This is a genomic window from Erwinia plantamica, from assembly GCF_043420595.1.
Classification (GTDB): Bacteria; Pseudomonadota; Gammaproteobacteria; order Enterobacterales; family Enterobacteriaceae; genus Erwinia; species Erwinia aeris.
On record NZ_JBGCUC010000034.1, the window covers coordinates 1 to 18,854 of the forward strand.

The window sequence follows — 18,854 nt, forward strand, 5'->3', positions numbered from 1 at the left end:
CGAACCTGCCGCAGGTCGAGTCGACCAAAGGGAGACAGCGTTGCCAAAGGCAACGACCCGAAGGGCGAGGCTTCAGCTGAGTCATCCTGCACGACCCACCAATGTAGAAAGGCGCCCTAAAGGCGCCTTTTTGCCGTTTGTAATTCGGGCAGGGTTCGAACCTGGCTAACTGGCCTGAAGCAGCAGTATTATTATTCTGTCGCGATAAGATCGGAGAATGGCGGCTGAGGCAGCTCGGAACACGGACGCGCCGTCCCCCAGGCTCGTTTCGCGCGTCCATACGCGCCCAGCTCCGGTCGCTCTAAAGCGGCCTGAGTGCAGCGCTTCAACTGCCGTGCTACTTCAGCGGCGTCAGGTTTTTCCAGATATGCATCACCGCGTAGCTGCGCCACGGCCGCCAGGCTTCTGCCAGCCGTTCCGCTTCTTTTGCCGTCACGCTACCCAAATTTTTTCGCACCACGATATCCGCCGCCGGAAACGCATCGGGCCAGCGTAAGGCGCGCATAGCTATGTAATGTGCCGTCCACTCGCCGATGCCCGGCAAGGCGGTCAGCCTGGCTATCATCAGCTCCGGCTGAGCGGCTGTTTCTGGCATGCCCTGCGCGCAGGCATCTGCCAGCGCCAGCAGCGTTCTGGCTCGCGTACGTACGATGCCAAGGCTGGCTATTGCTTCAGGCGTGCTGCACGCAACTGTAGACGCCTCAGGCGACAGATGCGTCAGACCGGGAACAGGCGTGGTAATAACCTCGCCAAAAGCGTCAGCAAAGCGCCCGCCAAGCGTTGTGGCTGCCTTTACCGTAATCTGCTGGCCCAGTACGGCCCGCACCATCATTTCAAAGCTATCGAAAGCGCCAGGCACGCGCAGGCCGGGGTTTTTCAGCAGGCTTTCGCTCAATAAAGGATCCTGACCAAGATGCTCCGCAACGATCTGCGGATGCGCATCCAAATCGAATAAATTTCGCAGCCGCAAAAGCAAAGCAGACAAAACCGGCACGAGTGAATGCGTAAAGGTTACCTGAAGCGAGTTTCCTGTGTGGATGACGCGGATCCAGCCCCGATGCGCGCCCAGACGCACCGTACGGGCATAGCTGACGTCATCGACCGCTTCCACGCCTTTTAGCGCGCGCAGGCGAAGAAAATCCAGCAGGGCCACCCAGTCAAAAGGGGGGCGGTAATGCAGTAACAGCGTCGAGGTATCGCTATCCGCAGGTATCTGTTTGCGCAGGCGGCCGGGCGGCATCCGGTAGCGCTTGCTAAAGGCATCGTTGAAGCGGCGCAGGCTGGCAAAACCGCTGGCCAGCGCAATTTCCGTCACCGGCAGCGCGGTTTCAGTCAGCAGCTGTTTTGCCAGCAGCAGCCGGCGAGTCTGCTTTAGCTCCAGCGGCGATACGCCCAGTTCTTTATGCACAATGCGCCGCAGCTGCCGCAGGCTGACAGAATAACGGACCGCCAGCGTTTCCAGACTGGCGTCTTCTTCCAGCACGCCCTCGGCAATATGCTGGATAAGGCTGTCCGCAATACGTCTGCCGTTATCAATAGGCGCATTGCCGGGTGCCAGTTCAGGCCGACAGCGCAGGCAAGGGCGGAAATGCGCTTTTTCGGCGGCGGCAGCGCTGTCAAAGAACAGACAATTTTTCGCCAGCGGCGCCTTTACGGGACAGACCGGGCGACAGTAAATCCCCGTCGAGATCACGCCTACATAGAACACGCCATCGAAACGGCTGTCGCGCGAGGTAAGCGCAAGGTACGCGATTTTTGCATCAATCATCATCTTTTCCCGTCAGGCAACCTGTCTGGCAGAGTAGGCCGCTTTTCGATGCCGTGCCAGCCATTTTCGGACAGCTAACTATTTCAGATCGATGACCGAAAACGGCTGGCAACTCGGGCCGTTACGCGGATAATTACTGTCCGTAGCACGGAGGAGGAGGAAATAAGATGAGTCATTTTTACACGCTTATGCCGTCGCCGGTCGGCACGTTAAAACTGATTGCCAGCGATAAAGGGCTTGCAGCCGTACTGTGGGAAAACGAAGATCCCAGGCGTTACCGACTTCCCGAGCTGTTGCGGGAAGGATCGCATCCGATTTTGCTGGAAACGGCGCGCCAGCTTTCGGAATATTTTGCTGGCAAACGCAGGCAGTTCGCGCTGCCGCTTGATTTTGTCGGCACGGAATTTCAGAAAAAAGTCTGGGCCGCGCTGGTGGCGATCCCCTTTGGCGAAACCCGCAGCTATCGGGAGATTGCCTGCGAGATTGGGCATCCAGCCGCAGTACGCGCGGTAGGCGCGGCTAACGGCAAAAATCCCGTATCGATTATTGCGCCCTGCCATCGGGTGATCGGCGCCAACGGCAAGCTGACCGGTTTTGCCGGTGGGCTTGAGGTTAAGGCTTATTTACTGAAGCTGGAGGCGACGGATAACTTCCAGCTTCGTTAAGGGCAGCAAATAATCCGCGACAGCGGTGAAAGATTCGGCTATCTTGTTTAGCATATAAAACAAACCGGGCGGATAAGCGCGTAACTAACGTTATGGCCGCCACTCTGGTTAAGTGCACAAAACGAGAGCCGTGTGATGAGCCTGATGTTCGATCCCGAAACCGCTGTCTATCCTTTTCCGCCTAAGCCTGCCCGCTTAACGCCTGATGAAAAGCAATTTTATCGCAGCAAAATCAAAAGGCTGCTGAAAGAACGCGATGCAGTGATGGTCGCGCATTACTATACCGATCCGGAAATCCAGGCGCTGGCGGAAGAGACCGGCGGCTGCGTGGCGGATTCGCTGGAGATGGCGCGCTTTGGCAGCCAGCATCCTGCCTCCACGCTGCTGGTGGCGGGCGTACGTTTTATGGGCGAAACCGCAAAAATACTCAGCCCGGAAAAAACCATTCTGATGCCGACGCTTCAGGCGGAATGCTCGCTGGATTTGGGCTGTCCGATTGACGAATTCACCCGGTTTTGCGATGCGCATCCCGATCGTACCGTTGTCGTGTATGCCAACACTTCCGCAGCGGTAAAAGCGCGCGCGGACTGGGTAGTGACCTCCAGCATCGCCGTTGAACTGATTGAACACCTTGACGGTCTGGGGGAAAAAATTATTTGGGCGCCGGATCGCCATCTTGGCCGCTACGTTACCCGCCAGACCGGCGCGGATATTCTGTGCTGGCAAGGGGCCTGTATCGTCCATGACGAATTCAAAACCCAGGCGCTGGCGCGGATGAAAGCGCTCTATCCCGATGCGGCGGTACTGGTGCACCCTGAGTCGCCGCAGGCCATTGTCGAGCTGGCCGATGCAGTAGGCTCAACCAGCCAGCTGATCCAGGCGGCGAAAACGCTGCCGCAGCGGCAAATGATTGTGGCAACCGATCGCGGTATCTTTTACAAAATGCAGCAGGCCTGCCCGGACAAAGAGCTGCTGGAAGCGCCAACGGCGGGCGAGGGCGCAACCTGCCGCACCTGCGCGCACTGTCCGTGGATGGCGATGAACGGGCTACAGGCTATTGCAGAAGGGCTGGAGCACGGCGGCAGCGAACATGAAATTAACGTTGATGCGGCGCTGCGCGAAGGCGCGTTACGGCCGCTGGATCGTATGCTAACCTTTGCTGCATCATTAAAATAACGCCCGTTTTCAGCTACAAGGTGCCAATATGGATTTTTTCAGCACGCAAAATATTCTGGTTCACATCCCTGTAGGGGCGGGCGGCTACGACCTCTCCTGGATTGAAGCGATCGGCACGCTGGCGGGTTTGCTCTGTATCTGGCTCGCCAGCCTTGAAAAAAACATCAACTACGTTTTTGGTTTGATCAACGTCACGCTCTTCGCGGCGATCTTTTTCCAGATCCAGCTTTATGCCAGCCTGCTGCTGCAGCTCTTTTTCTTCGGCGCTAACGTTTACGGCTGGTATGCATGGACGCGGCAGACCACCGACAACCAGCAGGCGCTGCAAATTCGCTGGCTGGGCCTGCCAAAAGCCCTTGGCTGGGCGCTGTTCAGCGTGGTGGCGATTGCCCTGATGACCCTGTATATCAACCCGGTTTTTGGCTGGCTGACGGAAGTCGCCGTTAAGCTGATGCAGACGCTGGGACTGGCGGTGGCGATGCCGCAGCTTCAGCCGGACGCTTTCCCGTTCTGGGATTCCTGTCTGCTGGTGCTGTCGGTGGTGGCGATGATTTTAATGACGCGGAAATATGTCGAAAACTGGCTGCTGTGGGTGGTGATTGATGTGATTAGCGTGATGATCTTCGCTCGTCAGGGGGTTTATGCAATGTCGCTGGAATATGCCATTCTGACGTTAATTGCGCTGAACGGCTCGTGGCTCTGGATTAAAAGCGCCCGCAGGCAGGCGCTGGCTTAATCAGTGATGATGGTGGGCATGGTCGTGCCCGCTTTTTCCCCATGACAGCTCGCAGTCGCCATCGTCACAGCTCTGGTATTCCATCTGCACCGTGGCGTGCTCGATCTGATAGTGCTCGTGCAGGTAGTCATGAATACGGTGCAGCAGGGCGTCGTGATCGTAAGGCGGGATCACCTGCGTATGCAGCGTGATCACCGGCTTTTCGCCCACCAGCCACAGGTGAACGTGGTGCACGTTGCGTACCTCAGGAATATCACGCGTTAACGCCCGCTTCAGCTTCTCCACGTCCAGCTGCGGCGGCGTCCCTTCCAGCAGTTCATGAAAACTCTCTTTCAGCAGCGCCCAGGCGCTGCGCAGCACCAGCACTGCCACCAGCAGCGACAGGATCGGGTCGATGGGCGTCCAGCCGGTAAACATAATAATCAGCGCGGCAGCAATGGCGCCGACGGAACCCAGCAGATCGCCCAGCACGTGCAGCGCGGCGGCGCGAACGTTAATGTTCTTCTCTTCACTACCGTGATGCAGTAGCCAGAAAGAGAGCAGGTTCGCCAGCAGGCCCGCTACGGCAATGCCCAGCATAAAGCCACCGGCCACGGGTTCGGGATGCATAAAGCGCTGGACGGCTTCCCAGACGATCAGCGCGGTAATCACGATCAAAGCGATAGCATTGATAAACGCGGCCAGCGTAGTCAGCCGCAGCAGACCGAAAGTGTGGCGTGCGTTTGGCTTGCGGCTGGCGAACTGCACGGCCAGCAGCGCCATCAGCAGCGCGGCGGCGTCCGTGAGCATGTGTCCGGCATCGGCCAGCAGCGCCAGCGAGCCGGAAAGCAGGCCGCCAACAACTTCCGCGACCATAAAAACAGCCGTGACCAGAAAGGCGGCCAGTAAACGATTGCGGTTTCCGCCGCTATGAGAATGCGAATGCGCCATAAGTATCCATCTTTTCAATAAACCTGCTTTATCATAACAAGGAATGGAGCATGCCCGTGACGGGCTTTTTTATTGTGAATGCGCTGGGGCGGCCAATAAAAAAAGGAGAGCCTCAGCTCTCCTTTTGTCATCCGCGGCTAACTTACTGCGAGGTGCCGTCGGTTTTTCTGTCAGTGCCCGGGCCTACTTTCTGGTTAATGTCAGGACATTTACCGTCTTTGCACTGGGTATTTTTATCGATCTCATCCGCGGTCATTTTCTTTTTAGCGTGATGGGTCGTTTTGTGCGTGGTATCGGCAGTGGCGTCGCCGGTATTATTGATATGGCTGTTATCAACGTTGTTCGGCGCAATATTCTGTTTTGCGCTGCCCGCTGCGGCCCCGGCGTCTGCCGCCTGGTTAGCGGTACCGTTGTTGCTGCCCGCCGCCATGGCGGAAGCGCTACCCAGAGTCATTGCTGCTGTCAGGAAAACGATTGCAAACTTTTTCATCATCTTACTCCGTTAATTTTTTTTGCGTCTTGGCGAACCAAACCCTGCTAAAAAAGCGGTTTGCATAAAGTGGAAGAGGCAACCTCTCCTTACGCAAGCGATACGCGGCGATAAAGCAGGCGATCCCTGTGCGTTTTTTTTAAGTATTAACAAGTTAAAGTGTAGTAAAAAGCGCGAAAACGGCAACTCCTACTGATAATAATTTGTGCAAAGTCGATTTACAGGCTGGGGTTCACGCGATAAATTGGTCTGGATGCGCCTGGTGTGCAGTACGGCTCAGTAACTATCTGGAAATATTATGAATTATCAGAATGATGACTTAAGAATTAAAGAAATAAAAGAACTTTTACCTCCCGTTGCGCTGCTTGAAAAATTTCCTGCCACGGAGACGGCGGTTAAAACTGTCGCTGATACCCGCCAGGCCATTCACCGTATCCTGCAAAAAAATGACGATCGCCTGCTGGTGGTGATCGGCCCTTGCTCAATTCACGATACCGAGGCCGCAAAGGAGTATGCTGCCCGTCTGCTGAAGCTGCGCGCAGAGCTGAGCGACTCGCTGGAAGTGGTCATGCGCGTTTACTTTGAAAAACCGCGCACCACGGTTGGCTGGAAAGGGCTGATCAACGATCCGCATATGGATAACAGCTATCAGATCAACGACGGTCTGCGCATTGCGCGCAAGCTGCTGGTGGACATCAACGATACCGGCCTGCCGGCGGCGGGCGAATTTCTGGATATGATCACGCCGCAGTACGTGGCCGATCTGATGAGCTGGGGCGCGATTGGCGCGCGCACTACCGAATCTCAGGTGCACCGCGAGCTTTCCTCCGGGCTTTCCTGTCCGGTCGGCTTCAAAAACGGCACCGACGGCACCATTAAAGTGGCTATTGATGCGATCAATGCCGCCAGCGCGCCGCACTGCTTCCTGTCGGTGACCAAATATGGACACTCCGCCATTGTGGAAACCAGCGGCAACGGCGACTGCCATATCATTCTGCGCGGCGGCAAAGAGCCGAACTACAGCGCGCAGCATGTGGAAGAAGTGAAGACAGGCCTGGCGAAAGCGGGCCTGGAGCCGCAAATTATGATCGACTTCAGCCATGCCAACAGCAGCAAGCAGTTTAAAAAGCAGCTGACCGTGGCGGACGACGTGGCGCAGCAGATTGCGGGCGGCGAAAAAGCGATTATCGGCGTAATGATCGAGAGCCATCTGGTTGAAGGCAATCAGAGCCTGGAAAGCGGCGAGCCGCTGGTCTACGGCAAGAGCGTGACCGATGGCTGCATCGGCTGGGAAGATACTGAAACCGTGCTGCGCCAGCTGGCAGAGGCGGTGAAAGCGCGTCGCGGATAAGTTTCCCGTACGCGACATAAAAAAATCCGCCTTTCGGCGGATTTTTTTATTGGCTCTTACTTCGCTTTACCCTGATTCGCTACGGCGGCGGCTTTAGCCGCGATCTCGTCCGCATCGCCCAGATAGTAGTGCTTGATTGGCTTGAAGTTTTCGTCGAACTCATACACCAGCGGCACGCCGGTTGGGATGTTCAGCTCAAGGATCTCTTCTTCGCTCATGTCGTCCAGGTATTTCACCAGCGCGCGCAGCGAGTTGCCGTGTGCAGCAATGATCACTTTCTCGCCTTTCTTCATGCGCGGCAGAATAGACTCGTTCCAGTAAGGCAGCACGCGATCGATGGTCAGCGCCAGGCTTTCGGTAGTCGGCAGCTGCTCGGCAGTCAGCGCGGCGTAGCGCGGGTCGTGGCCAGGGAAACGTTCGTCAGCGCGATCCAGCTCCGGCGGCGTGACGGCAAAGCCGCGACGCCACTGTTTAACCTGCTCGTCGCCATATTTCTGCGCGGTTTCCGCTTTATCCAGACCCTGCAGCGCACCGTAGTGACGCTCGTTCAGACGCCAGGATTTTTCAACCGGCAGCCAGGCCTGATCCACTTCGTCAAGAATGTTCCACAGCGTGTGGATGGCACGTTTCAGCACGGAGGTATAAGCGAAATCGAAGGTAAAGCCTTCTTTTTTCAGCAGCTGACCCGCCGCTTTCGCTTCGGTACGCCCTTTATCGGACAGATCGACATCGTACCATCCGGTAAAGCGGTTTTCGTTGTTCCACTGGCTTTCGCCGTGACGTACCAGAACCAGCTTAGTTACAGCCATAGCTTAACTCCTTAATAATCTGACGTTTCTAAGATAACGGAAAGCGAAAATTGCCGACGCAATTTTAACTGGCCATTACCATAGCGGAAATCTGCGCGCCACGTAAGCCTGCCGCAGGCGCGATGCACGTTTTTCATGCGCTTAATCAAAGCGGCGTCAGGCGATAACGCGTTTCTGACTGATACGATTCACCTGGCTGCAGCCAGCAGTCGGGCTGCGGCCATTCCGGATGATTAGGCGAGTCGGGTAAAAACTCGCTCTCCAGCGCAATGCCCTGAAAGGCAGTATAGACGTCCTGCTCGCGAGCCGGGGTGCCTTCCAGATAATTTCCTGAATAGAACTGTAGCGCAGGCGCGGTGGTAAACACGCTGAGCTTCAGCCTGCCGTCGGCCGACCACAGCTCCGCGTCCGGCTGCGTATCGTCACCGCCGTTCAGCAGAAACGCGTGATCGTAGCCTTTGACCGCGCGCTGATCGTCATCCAGCAGGAAGTCCTGCGCCACCGTTTTGATCTCTCTGAAATCAAAGCCGGTATCGGTGACGTCGGTCAGCAGGCGGTTGGGAATGCCTTCGCTGTCGACCGGCAAATAATGGTCGGCACGCAGGCGCAGGCGATGATGGCGCGCGTCGCCGTGCTGCGCATCCAGATTGAAATAGGCGTGGTTGGTCAGATTAACCGGACAGGCCTGGTCCACCGTGGCGTGATAGCGGATCGTGAGCGTATTGTCCTCTTCCAGCCGATAGCGCAGGGTAACTTGGAGATGGCCGGGATAGCCCTGATCGCCGTCAGGGGAATCCAGCTGATATTCGACTTCCTGGCCGGTCTGGCTGACGATCTGCCAGCGACGGGCGTGAAAGCCCTGTGGCCCGCCGTGCAGCTGATGTTTCCCCTGATTGGCCGCCAGCTGCCAGCGCTGCTCGCCTGCACTGATAGCGGCGTTAGCGATACGGTTGGCGTAGCGGCCAACCGTTGCGCCCAGATAGGCGGTCTGATTAAGGTAGTCGGCCGGCGTGGCACAGCCCAGCAGCGCTTCGCGCACGCTGCCGTCTTTCATCGGCACGCGCGCGGAAAGCCAGGTGGCGCCCCAGTCCATAAAGGTCGCTACCATGCCGCCCGCGTTGCGCAGCGTTGTGATGCGCCACGGCTGGCCGTCTGGCGCATGCGAGTGACTCAGCATGGGCCCGCTCCTTCAGAGGCTTTGCAGACGTAGAAAGTTTCTTTAATGCCGGACTGCGCCTCGTACTGCTCCGCCACGGCCGCTTTCACGCTGTCGACCAGATCCAACGGCATCAGCGCCACCACGCAGCCGCCAAAGCCGCCGCCGGTCATGCGCACGCCGCCGCGATCGCCCAGGCTGTTTTTCACAATGGTTACCAGGGTATCGATTGGCGGCACGGTGATTTCAAAATCGTCGCGCATGGAAGCGTGAGATTCCGCCATCAGCACAGCGATGCGCGCCAGATCGCCCTTCGCCAGCGCATCCGCCGCTTCCAGCGTGCGGGCGTTTTCGGTCAGCACGTGGCGCACGCGTTTGGCGACCAGCGGGTCAAGCTCATGCTCCATCGCTGCAAACTGCGCCAGATCGACATCGCGCAGCGAACTTTTGTTAAAGAATTTTGCGCCCGCTTCGCACTGCTGACGGCGAGTGTTGTACTCACTGCCCACCAGGTTACGGCGGAAGTTAGAGTTGATGATCACTACTGCGATATCTTCCGGCATCGGCACCGGACGCGTGCCCAGCGTGCGGCAGTCGAGCAGCATCGCATGATCTTTCTCGCCCAGCGCCGAGATCAGCTGATCCATGATGCCGCAGTTACAGCCGACAAACTGGTTTTCCGCTTCCTGGCCGTTTACGGCAATCTGCGCGCCGTCCAGCGGCAGCGCATACAGATGACGGAACACGGTGCCGACCGCCACTTCCAGCGAGGCAGAAGAGCTGAGGCCCGCGCCCTGCGGCACGTTGCCTGCAATCACCATATCCACGCCGTTGAAGTCAGGAATGCGTTTTTGCAGGTGCTTGACCACGCCGCGCACGTAGTTTGACCACATCTGCGTGTCATGCGGAGTAATCGCCTCGTCCAGCGAAAAAATATCTTCCTGATTTTCATAGTCGGCGGCGATAACGCGTACCTGGCGATCGTCGCGTTTGGCGCAGGCGATCACGGTCTGATAATCAATAGCGCAGGGCAGCACAAAACCATCGTTATAGTCGGTGTGCTCGCCAATCAGGTTAACGCGGCCCGGCGCCTGGATAGTTTGCGGCGCGGCATAGCCAAATTTTTCGCTGAAAATCTGTTGGGTCAGGGTTTTTAAACTCATGGTTATGCTCCGGTCTCGCGGAAATGAATATCGCTGACGGCACGCAGCCGTTCAGCCGCCTGTTCCGCCGTTAAATCACGTTGGGTTTCGGCCAGCATTTCATAGCCAACCATAAACTTGCGCACCGTGGCGGAACGCAGCAGCGGCGGGTAAAAATGCGCGTGAAGCTGCCAGTGGTCGTTGGCGTCGTCGTTGAACGGCGCGCCGTGCCAGCCCATAGAGTAGGGGAAGGAGCACTGGAACAGGTTGTCATAGCGGCTGGTCAGCTTTTTCAGCGCCACGGCCAGATCGGCCCGCTGCGCGTCCGTTAAGTCGGTCAGGCGCTTGACGTGCGCTTTCGGCAGCAGCAGCGTCTCGAACGGCCAGGCGGCCCACCAGGGCACCACGGCCAGCCAGTGGTCGGTTTCCACCACCGTGCGGCTGCCGTCATTCAGCTCGCGACTGGCGTAATCCACCAGCATCGGCGACTGCTTTTTCGCAAAATAAGCGCGCTGGAGATCGTCCTCGCGTTTGGCTTCGTTAGGCAGGAAGCTGTTGGCCCACACCTGGCCGTGAGGATGCGGATTGGAGCAGCCCATCGCTGCGCCTTTGTTCTCAAACACCTGTACCCACGGGTAGTGCTGACCCAGATCGGCAGTCTGCTCTTGCCAGGTGCGAACCACGTCTTCCAGCGCGGAAACCGACAGCTCCGGCAGCGTTTTGCTGTGATCCGGTGAAAAGCAGATCACCCGGCTGGTGCCGCGCGCGCTTTCGCAGCGCATCAGCAGGTCGTCGCTCTCCGGCGCGTCCGGCGTATCGGTCATCAGCGCGGCAAAGTCGTTGGTAAACACATAGGTGCTGGTGTAATCGGGATTTTTATCGCCGGTTACGCGCGTGTTGCCGGGGCAAAGAAAGCAGTCCGGATCGTGCGCAGGCAGCTTCTCCTGAGAAGGCGTCTCCTGTGCGCCCTGCCAGGGGCGTTTGGCACGATGCGGAGAAACCAGAATCCACTGATCGGACAGTGGGTTATAGCGGCGATGCGGATGATCGACCGGATTAAATTTCTGCATATTGAGTCCTGATTACTTTGTAATGCCTGCAAGCCTGAAAGAAAAATAGCACAGCGCGAAACGATAAAGCGTGATCGAGTGTGAATAAATGGAATCGTTTACACAAGATGAAAATTCCTAAGAGGCAGGTTTCAAGGCTGTTTAATCCATAAATTCCTTTCCCGCTACGGTTGAAAGTGGTAGCGGTTACACAGGGCGTGCCGCCTGTCGACAGGGCAGGGGAAATCTATGGCGGGTAAATATCAGATTAATCGGATGACGCTCTGACACACCGGCATCTTAAAACCATTGTTGGTGTTTAGTGCCAACATACTAAGGCTGCGCGAACTATTAGTGCCAACATACTAAAAGAACGAAAAGAGTAGCGCTAACATCCAGGCAGGCGAACGTTCGCCGCTTGTCAGGACGTATAGACGAGGCCCGACCGTCGAACACAGGGATACGCGTGCCGAGGCTCCAGGAACGGACTTACGCCATGTCTACGTCATGCATGGCGCAGTTGGTATATACCAAAAAGTGTAGCGGTACTATACGCGGTTATTCAGGCCGTACAGGGGCAGATAATCATGGCTTTACTCGGTAGAATAATGTCGAAATCTACGAACCAGATATGAGCGACTGTGTTACTGGCCATTATGGGAGTGCGCCTTTTTTTAAAGGCACTAAGTGTTGGGGATGAAATAAACGGTCTGTTCTTAATTCAGGCTACAATCACAAGAAAACAATCATTATAAAAATACAGTATATTTTGGGTTGTCGAAGGTACTCATATGTCGTATAAAACATGCGTAAGGACTGATTTGTCAGATAAGTAAAGCATAGTGGAACGCACGTTTTAAAATTTCTTTGGTACTCAACAAGGCGAGGGTTTCTGATATTAACGCTCAGTTTTATTGAGCAGCATAGAGAAATAAATGGAGATTTTTTATATGGATATGCGTAACTTTGAACAATGCAGGAAGATGACAAAATCCCCTTCATGGACTTTCCTTGATGTATTCCGTTGGAAAATACTTCCTGAAAGATTCGGCGGTGGCAGATCTTATGCCAGAGGTTTTAAAGATACCTGGGTCAAAAAACAGAGTTTGCTTATCAGATCGGCTGCTCTTCGCTATAAACTGCCCCCAGAATTACTTGCTGGTGTCTGCTGGATTGAGGTAGGCGGTGATCCAGATATTATAGATCGTTTTGCTTTTGAAGTTCGCTTCATAGACTGGAGCGGCCCAGTCTGTATCGATCGTAATCTTACTGTAACCTCTCCGCCGGCTAAAACCTCGTTTGGCTTTGTCAGCATGCAACTGCGTACAGCAGCTAAAACTATGGGCCTTAATGCAGACAAGATGAGTACATCAGAACTCCGCTCGCTATCACGGTGTCTTGAAAAAGATGCCTATAACATTACCCTCGCGGCTATGCACTTACGCCAGCTTGCTGACTATGACAAGTTACCCTCTCGGCTCAGTATGAATGATGTGAGAATTATTGGAGCCAGATATAATCGGGCACCAATCCGAGTCTGGACAGCATAAAAAAAGATACGCGATATGGTGATTTTATTGTCAAAAACTGGCAGCATTTTACCAGACTGGTCTCGTAACAGGGTCATGATTTTATGAATAAGTTTTTTAGAATTGCATTTATTCTTTTTTATCTGGTTTGCATGGTGCTGATTTATTTATCTATGGTTGATAAATACGATGTTATCTACGATATGGATTCGACTATCCCGCAAGGTTCATTAAATAATAACAGGGGTAATGGAAACGTTTTTGGTGGGCTGGCACTATCATTTATATTCATACTTTACATGGTCTTTTTTTACGTTGAAAAATCCAAAAAATGGAAATGTTTAACAGGCATCATGACGGCACTGATATGTCTGTTTTTCTTCATCAGATAAGCCTTATATAGATTTTTGCAAAATTTTAGCAGGCTTCAGATTTACATATTCATCCCGCGCCCACGCCAGCCAGACTGGCCCTACATACTATGCAAGAGTTGCCCACGTACATCACGCCATGCCGTTACTTCGATGCGCTATCCTTTCTTTGAACAGGCAGCCTGAGCCAGCCTGACGGCTGACCCTAAGCTCGCCTCAGAGCCTGTCCTGCTGATAGCGATAGCCGTCACCGTCCGGCACGAACGTCAGGCGATGGGTGATGCACTGTGGCGCATCTTCAGCATGGTGCGAAACGAAAAGAAGCTGCGTGGCGCCTTCGCCAATCAGCACGTCAACAAAGCGGCGCACGAGCTGGCGGTTGATCGAATCCAGCCCCTGTAGCGGCTCGTCCAGGATCAGCAGAGCCGGATGCTTGACCAGCGCGCGGGCTATCAGCACCAGCCGCTGCTGCCCCCATGACAGACTCTGAAAAGGCGCGTCCGCCACGGCACGCATCCCCAGCAGCTGTAGCCACTGCTCCGCCAGCTTTTGCTGCCGATCGGAAACGGCCTGATAAATACCGATAGAGTCAAAATAGCCGGAAAGGATCACGTTGCGCACGCTGCTGCTGACGCGGTAATCCAGATGCAGGCTGCTGCTGACGTAGCCAATATGCTGTTTGATATCCCAGATGGTTTCGCCGCTGCCGCGACGGCGGCCAAACAGCGTTAAGTCATTGCTGTAGCCCTGGGGATGATCGCCCGTTACCAGGCTCAGCAACGTTGATTTTCCCGCGCCGTTCGGGCCGACGATCTGCCAGTGCTCGCCCGCCTGCACCGTCCAGTCAAGATGGTTAAGAACAGGGCGATCGTTATAAGAGACTACGCCGTCCCGCAGCACCACTAGCGGCGTCTGCGATGACAGCGCCGTTTTTGCCGATGCGTCGTCCGCTTCCGGTAGCGCCATCCCCTGCAGGTTTTCACTGTGTGCCAGCTGGGCGACCAGCGCCTCGGCCAGGATTGCTTCGCGTGCGCCTACATGCGTCAGCTCACATTCGGCCAGCACGCCAACCCGTTCGACAAAGTCGGGAATATCGTCAAAACGGTTCAGCACCAGCACCAGCGTGTGCCCCTGCTGGTGGAGCTGCGCCAGAACCTGGGCCAGATTGGCGCGCGACGCAACGTCCAGCCCGTCAAAAGGCTCGTCGAGGATCAGCAGGTCCGGCTCGGCCATCAGCGCCTGGCAGAGCAGCGTCTTGCGGGTTTCCCCGGTCGAGAGATATTTAAAACGACGATCGAGCAACGAAGCGATGCCAAAGGTTTCCGCCAGCTGACGACAGCGTGCCTCATCGCGCACCTCCTGCTGAATAATGTCGGCAGCGGTGCGGCCGGTATCTTCTTCATCCGGGCTGAGCATATCGGTGTTGTTACGCTGCCATTCCTCGGAAACCAACTTTTGTAACTGCTCAAGCGAAAGACGAGTGGGGCGGAAAGTGTTGACGACTTCGCCTCGTGCGGCGGCAAGCTCGCCCGCAAGGGCGCGCGCGAGGGAAGATTTGCCGCTGGCGTTAGCGCCCACAAAAGCCCAGCTTTCGCCAGCCCGGATCGTCAGCGACGGCAGCATCAGGTTACGGGTCGCGCTAAGATGAAACGTGCCTTGCGAAATTTGCAACGTAGACATTGTTTATTCCATTTTATGCATTATTCCCTTCACTATCGACGCTGAGCGGCGGCGCTGTCAAATGGTGCCGCCGTTTTCAGAGCAGCGTGGCGATAATCACGCGATCGGCATTAAAATGTGCTGTTACCGCCGCGCCAGGCTGAAGATTTTGCTCCTGCGCGCGCTGGTTGGTTAAGGTAGCGCACAGCGTTTCGCCGCCCGGCAGCGCGATCAGCGCTTCACTGTGGGTCTCGCCCTTAATCAACTCGCTCAGTACGCCGTCGAGCTGGTTATCGGCCTTGCTCGCGGATTGGGTCACGTCTATCCACGGCGCTTTTATCAGCACCAGCACCTCTTTGCCCGGCGTGAGTTCAAGGCGATTGGCGCTCTGTTCAGTCAGCGCGGCTTTGATGCGCGTCTCGCCGTTGGCCAGCAGGATCTCAACATGCTGCTGCACCGTCTGCGCGTCGCGCTGCACCAGCGTGCCGAAAAGCTGGTTGCGGGCGCTGGTTTGCAGCGAAAACCGGGCGATGGCGCCCAGCAGGCTGCCCAGCGGCACGTCATCCTGCAATACATCGAACGCTTTCTGCTGAATCTGCTCCAGCAGCGCGAAAAGCTGAATCAGTCTGTCACCGTAGGCGGTGACCTGCGCGCCGCCGCCGCCTTTGCCGCCCGTGGCGCGCTCTACCAGCGTGCGGTCGGCCAGCGTGTTCATCTCGTTAATTGCATCCCAGGCGCTTTTATAGCTGATCCCGGCCATTTTCGCGCCCTGGCTGATGGAGCCGGTCGCGGCGATCTGTTTAAGCAGTTCGATACGGCGGGGATCGGCGAAAAGCCGCTGCTGTAATTTCAGGATCAGGGAAAGCTCAGCCTGCATGGTCGCTCCTGGCAAGAAAGGGTTTCCGGAATTGTACACTGTTGCGCAGGCGGGGCGTAAAAACAGGTAAAACGCACAAAAGGTCAGTGCACTTTTATCCGCTACGGATACAATAACTTCTTTTATTCAGTGAGGAAAAATACCATGCTGGAATTACTCATCGGTCTTGCAGAAGCGATCCTCATGGTTCCCGTGGTGATGGCGATAATCCTTGGCCTGATCTATGGCCTTGGCGAAGTCTTTAACGTCATTTCAAAGTTTGGTCATCGCAACGAGCAGCCTGCGAAAGAACGCCGCTAGATCCCTGCCCGATACGCCCGGCGACACCGGGCGCTATTTTTTGCGAGCCGCCTCAACTTCTCTCCGTTTATGCCGATAATCTTTATGACACCGGTTGTTAAATCGTTATAGTGAAGGCTACATAACGAGACCTTCGGAGAAGACCATGTCTGTGAAATTACGCCATTTCTTGATCGGTGCCGTGGTAACGGCAAGCCTGACCGGCCAGGCCGTAGCGGCTGAAAAAATTACCGTTTTTGCCGCCGCCTCCTTAACCAACGCGTTGCAGGATATCGCTAATCGCTACCAGCAGGGAAAAGAGGTAAAAATTGTCTCCTCTTTTGCCTCTTCTTCTACGCTGGCGCGGCAGATAGAGCAGGGCGCGCCCGCCGATCTTTTTATCTCTGCCGATCAGCAGTGGATGGATTACGCGGCGCAGAAAAAAAGCATTGATGAAGCCAGCCGCTATACGCTGTTAGGCAACGAGCTGGTGCTGGTAGCGCCGAAAGAAGCGAAATCGCCGCGAGTCACGCTGTCGAAAAACACCGACTGGAAAAGCCTGTTGCAGGGCCAGCGTCTGTCCGTAGGCGATCCCGATCATGTTCCGGCAGGGATCTACGCCAAGGAAGCATTGCAGTCGCTGGGCGCCTGGTCAACGCTGGAGCCAATGCTGGCGCGAGGCAACAGCGTGCGCGCCGCGCTGGCGCTGGTGGAGCGCAATGAAACGCCTTACGGCATCGTGTATGGCTCCGATGCGGTAGCCAGCAGCAAAGTGGCCGTGGTTGGCGTTTTCCCGGCAGAGAGCCACAAGCCGGTGGAATATCCAATGGCGAAAGTGAAAGGGCATGATACCGCCGGCGTCGCCGCGTTTTATCATTATCTGAAAGGGCCGGAAGCTGCGGCCGTGTTTAAACACTACGGATTTACGCCTCTGTGATATTAAGCGATCCCGAATGGCAGGCGGTTCTGCTCAGCCTGAAAGTCTCCAGCGTGGCGGTGCTGTTCAGCCTGCCGTTGGGCATAGCAGCGGCCTGGGTGCTGGTACGCTGCCGGTTTCCCGGCAAGACGCTGCTCGACAGCCTGATCCACCTGCCGCTGGTGCTGCCGCCGGTGGTGGTCGGCTATCTGCTGCTGACTGGATTCGGCAGACGCGGCTTTATCGGCCAGTATCTTTACGACTGGTTCGGCTTTACCTTCGCCTTTAGCTGGCGCGGCGCGGCGCTGGCCTCTGCCGTGGTCGCTTTTCCGCTGATGGTACGGGCAATTCGCCTGGCGCTGGAAGGCGTTGACGGTCGGCTGGAGCTGGCGGCGCGCACGCTGGGCGCAGGCCGCTGGCGGGTGTTTTTCACCATCACCTTGCCGCTGACGCTGCCCGGCATTATCGCCGGCACGGTGCTCGCCTTCGCCCGTTCGCTGGGCGAATTCGGCGCGACCATCACCTTTGTGTCCAATATTCCTGGCGAAACCCGCACGCTTCCTTCCGCCATGTATACGCTGATTGAAACGCCGGGCGCGGAAAACGCGGCGGCCAGGCTTTGCCTGATCGCTATTGCGCTGGCGCTTTGTTCGCTGTGGCTGGCGGAATGGCTGGCGCGTCGGGGACGCAAAAAGTTGGGGATGCCATGTTAGAGCTTGATATTGTCCAGCGCCTTGGCGACCACACTTTGCAGGTAAACGCAAACATACCGGCGCAAGGCATCACGGCTGTTTTCGGCGTCTCTGGCGCCGGCAAGACGTCACTTATTAACGCTATCGGCGGCCTGACCACGCCGCAGGAAGGACATATTTCCCTGAACGACAGGGTGCTGTTCGATGCTCAGACCAGCGTGAACCTGCCGCCGGAAAAGCGCCGTATCGGCTATGTTTTTCAGGATGCGCGCCTCTTTCCGCACTACAAGGTGAAAGGCAACCTGGAATACGGCATGGCGAAAACGATGCGCTCGCAGTTCGATGAACTGGTAGCGCTGCTAGGCATCGGCGAGCTGCTGTCGCGTTTTCCTTTTTCGCTGTCCGGCGGAGAAAAACAGCGGGTGGCGATAGGCCGCGCTCTGCTCAGCGCGCCGGAAATTTTGCTGATGGATGAGCCGCTGGCCTCGTTGGATCTGCCGCGCAAGCGTGAGCTGCTGCCCTATTTGCAGGCGCTGGCGAAACAGGTGGCCATTCCGGTGCTGTACGTCAGCCACAGCCTTGAAGAGATTATCCAGCTGGCGGATAACGTGCTGGTGCTGGATAAAGGCGAGGTGAAAGCGCTGGGCGCGCTGGAAAAAGTCTGGGCCAGCAGCGCCATGCGGCCGTGGCTGCCGCGCGCGGAGCAAAGCAGCGTGCTGCGCGTTCAGGTGCTGGAGCAGCATCCGCACTATGCGATGACGGGCCTTTCGCTGGGCGATCAGCATATCTGGGTTAACCGCATCGACGCGCCGCTGAAAACGCCGCTGCGCATTCGCATTCAGGCCGCCGACGTCTCGCTGGTGCTGCAACCGCCGCTGAACAGCACTATCCGCAACGTCATTCCGGCGCAGGTCGGCGAGCTGCTGGATATCGATAATCAGGTCGAGGTGAAGCTGCTGATAGGGCAAAGCGAACTCTGGGCGCGCATTACGCCCTGGGCGCGGGATGAGCTGATGATTAAACCGGGCATGTGGCTTTACGCCCAGATCAAAAGCGTGGCGATCGCCGCCTGACGCGCCGCTTATACATTTTGCCGTCGCGTTGACGCAGATATCGCTTTCAGGGCGATGCCCGCGTCAACAGGCGGACATCGTCAGCCATGCTGGCAGCACTTCCTGACAGATAGTCTGTGCGATACCCAGCGCCAGACTGCTGCCGATCGCCTGCCATCGGCAAGGCCGCTACAGCACTTCCTGATA

General features: G+C 56.4%; 18 protein-coding genes and 1 other RNA gene. 10 read left to right on the plus strand and 9 right to left on the minus strand.

What is annotated here, in order from left to right:
- Window positions 1-101: non-coding RNA, RtT sRNA (locus AB3U87_RS21760), on the plus strand; the annotation flags it as partial.
- 236 nt (window positions 102-337) lie between these two features.
- Here AB3U87_RS21760 and AB3U87_RS21765 read toward each other — a convergent pair.
- Window positions 338-1,768, minus strand: a complete 1,431-nt coding sequence (locus tag AB3U87_RS21765) for an AlkA N-terminal domain-containing protein (protein ID WP_394150479.1) — start codon at window positions 1,766-1,768, stop codon at window positions 338-340.
- Window positions 1,769-1,935: 167 nt separating this feature from the next.
- Between AB3U87_RS21765 and AB3U87_RS21770 the strand changes: the two genes are divergently transcribed.
- The 3 genes from AB3U87_RS21770 (at window position 1,936) to pnuC (ending at window position 4,345) form a co-directional block, all read left to right on the plus strand.
- The gene (locus tag AB3U87_RS21770; RefSeq protein WP_253454865.1) at window positions 1,936-2,433 is read left to right on the plus strand and encodes a methylated-DNA--[protein]-cysteine S-methyltransferase; all 498 of its coding nucleotides are present in this window, start codon (window positions 1,936-1,938) and stop codon (window positions 2,431-2,433) included.
- Between the two features lie 135 nt (window positions 2,434-2,568).
- Window positions 2,569-3,609 carry a quinolinate synthase NadA gene (nadA, locus tag AB3U87_RS21775; RefSeq protein ID WP_253461066.1) on the plus strand — a complete coding sequence of 347 codons (1,041 nt, stop codon included), beginning with the start codon at window positions 2,569-2,571 and terminating at the stop codon, window positions 3,607-3,609.
- 28 nt (window positions 3,610-3,637) lie between these two features.
- Entirely contained in the window at window positions 3,638-4,345 is a 708-nt protein-coding gene (gene pnuC / locus AB3U87_RS21780; RefSeq protein WP_253454864.1) for a nicotinamide riboside transporter PnuC, read from the plus strand.
- Here pnuC and zitB read toward each other — a convergent pair whose 3' ends face one another.
- Both zitB and AB3U87_RS21790 read right to left on the minus strand, forming a co-directional pair.
- Window positions 4,346-5,275 (minus strand): CDF family zinc transporter ZitB, encoded by a 930-nt coding sequence (gene zitB, locus AB3U87_RS21785; RefSeq protein ID WP_301253501.1) that lies wholly within the window; start codon window positions 5,273-5,275, stop codon window positions 4,346-4,348.
- Between the two features lie 142 nt (window positions 5,276-5,417).
- Window positions 5,418-5,768 carry a YbgS-like family protein gene (locus AB3U87_RS21790; protein WP_253454862.1) on the minus strand — a complete coding sequence of 117 codons (351 nt, stop codon included), beginning with the start codon at window positions 5,766-5,768 and terminating at the stop codon, window positions 5,418-5,420.
- Between the two features lie 295 nt (window positions 5,769-6,063).
- Here AB3U87_RS21790 and aroG point away from each other — a divergent pair, with 295 nt between their 5' ends.
- Window positions 6,064-7,116, plus strand: coding sequence for a 3-deoxy-7-phosphoheptulonate synthase AroG (gene aroG, locus AB3U87_RS21795; RefSeq protein ID WP_253454861.1), 1,053 nt, complete (start codon window positions 6,064-6,066; stop codon window positions 7,114-7,116).
- 56 nt (window positions 7,117-7,172) lie between these two features.
- On the opposite strand, the gene gpmA is transcribed toward aroG, so the two are convergent.
- The 4 genes from gpmA to galT all read right to left on the minus strand — a co-directional run bounded on the left by gpmA (window position 7,173) and on the right by galT (window position 11,293).
- Entirely contained in the window at window positions 7,173-7,925 is a 753-nt protein-coding gene (gpmA, locus tag AB3U87_RS21800) for a 2,3-diphosphoglycerate-dependent phosphoglycerate mutase (protein ID WP_253454860.1), read from the minus strand.
- A 145-nt stretch (window positions 7,926-8,070) separates the two neighbouring features.
- Window positions 8,071-9,102, minus strand: coding sequence for a galactose-1-epimerase (gene galM / locus AB3U87_RS21805; protein ID WP_253454859.1), 1,032 nt, complete (start codon window positions 9,100-9,102; stop codon window positions 8,071-8,073).
- Window positions 9,096-10,244 carry a galactokinase gene (gene galK, locus AB3U87_RS21810; RefSeq protein ID WP_253454858.1) on the minus strand — a complete coding sequence of 383 codons (1,149 nt, stop codon included), beginning with the start codon at window positions 10,242-10,244 and terminating at the stop codon, window positions 9,096-9,098. The genes galM and galK overlap by 7 nt, the downstream gene beginning before the upstream one ends.
- 2 nt (window positions 10,245-10,246) lie before the next feature.
- On the minus strand, window positions 10,247-11,293 hold the full coding sequence (galT, locus tag AB3U87_RS21815; RefSeq protein ID WP_301253499.1) for a galactose-1-phosphate uridylyltransferase: 1,047 nt from the start codon (window positions 11,291-11,293) through the stop codon (window positions 10,247-10,249).
- Window positions 11,294-12,207: 914 nt separating this feature from the next.
- Between galT and AB3U87_RS21820 the strand changes: the two genes are divergently transcribed.
- Entirely contained in the window at window positions 12,208-12,822 is a 615-nt protein-coding gene (locus AB3U87_RS21820) for a hypothetical protein (protein WP_394150484.1), read from the plus strand.
- A 566-nt stretch (window positions 12,823-13,388) separates the two neighbouring features.
- Here the strand turns inward: AB3U87_RS21820 and modF are convergent.
- Window positions 13,389-14,852 (minus strand): molybdate ABC transporter ATP-binding protein ModF, encoded by a 1,464-nt coding sequence (modF, locus tag AB3U87_RS21825; protein WP_253454855.1) that lies wholly within the window; start codon window positions 14,850-14,852, stop codon window positions 13,389-13,391.
- Window positions 14,853-14,928: 76 nt separating this feature from the next.
- Window positions 14,929-15,708: a molybdenum-dependent transcriptional regulator gene (gene modE / locus AB3U87_RS21830; RefSeq protein ID WP_253454854.1), complete on the minus strand. Its 780-nt coding sequence runs from the start codon at window positions 15,706-15,708 to the stop codon at window positions 14,929-14,931.
- A 144-nt stretch (window positions 15,709-15,852) separates the two neighbouring features.
- Here modE and AB3U87_RS21835 point away from each other — a divergent pair, with 144 nt between their 5' ends.
- The 4 genes from AB3U87_RS21835 to modC all read left to right on the plus strand — a co-directional run bounded on the left by AB3U87_RS21835 (window position 15,853) and on the right by modC (window position 18,668).
- Complete coding sequence (locus AB3U87_RS21835) at window positions 15,853-16,008, plus strand: AcrZ family multidrug efflux pump-associated protein (protein WP_253454853.1); 156 nt, start codon at window positions 15,853-15,855, stop codon at window positions 16,006-16,008.
- A 145-nt stretch (window positions 16,009-16,153) separates the two neighbouring features.
- Window positions 16,154-16,924 (plus strand): molybdate ABC transporter substrate-binding protein, encoded by a 771-nt coding sequence (modA, locus tag AB3U87_RS21840; protein WP_394150487.1) that lies wholly within the window; start codon window positions 16,154-16,156, stop codon window positions 16,922-16,924.
- Entirely contained in the window at window positions 16,921-17,616 is a 696-nt protein-coding gene (gene modB, locus AB3U87_RS21845; RefSeq protein ID WP_394150489.1) for a molybdate ABC transporter permease subunit, read from the plus strand. The genes modA and modB overlap by 4 nt, the downstream gene beginning before the upstream one ends.
- The gene (gene modC, locus AB3U87_RS21850) at window positions 17,610-18,668 is read left to right on the plus strand and encodes a molybdenum ABC transporter ATP-binding protein ModC (protein ID WP_394150493.1); all 1,059 of its coding nucleotides are present in this window, start codon (window positions 17,610-17,612) and stop codon (window positions 18,666-18,668) included. Before modB ends, modC begins: the two co-directional genes overlap by 7 nt.
- Window positions 18,669-18,854: the final 186 nt, after the last annotated feature.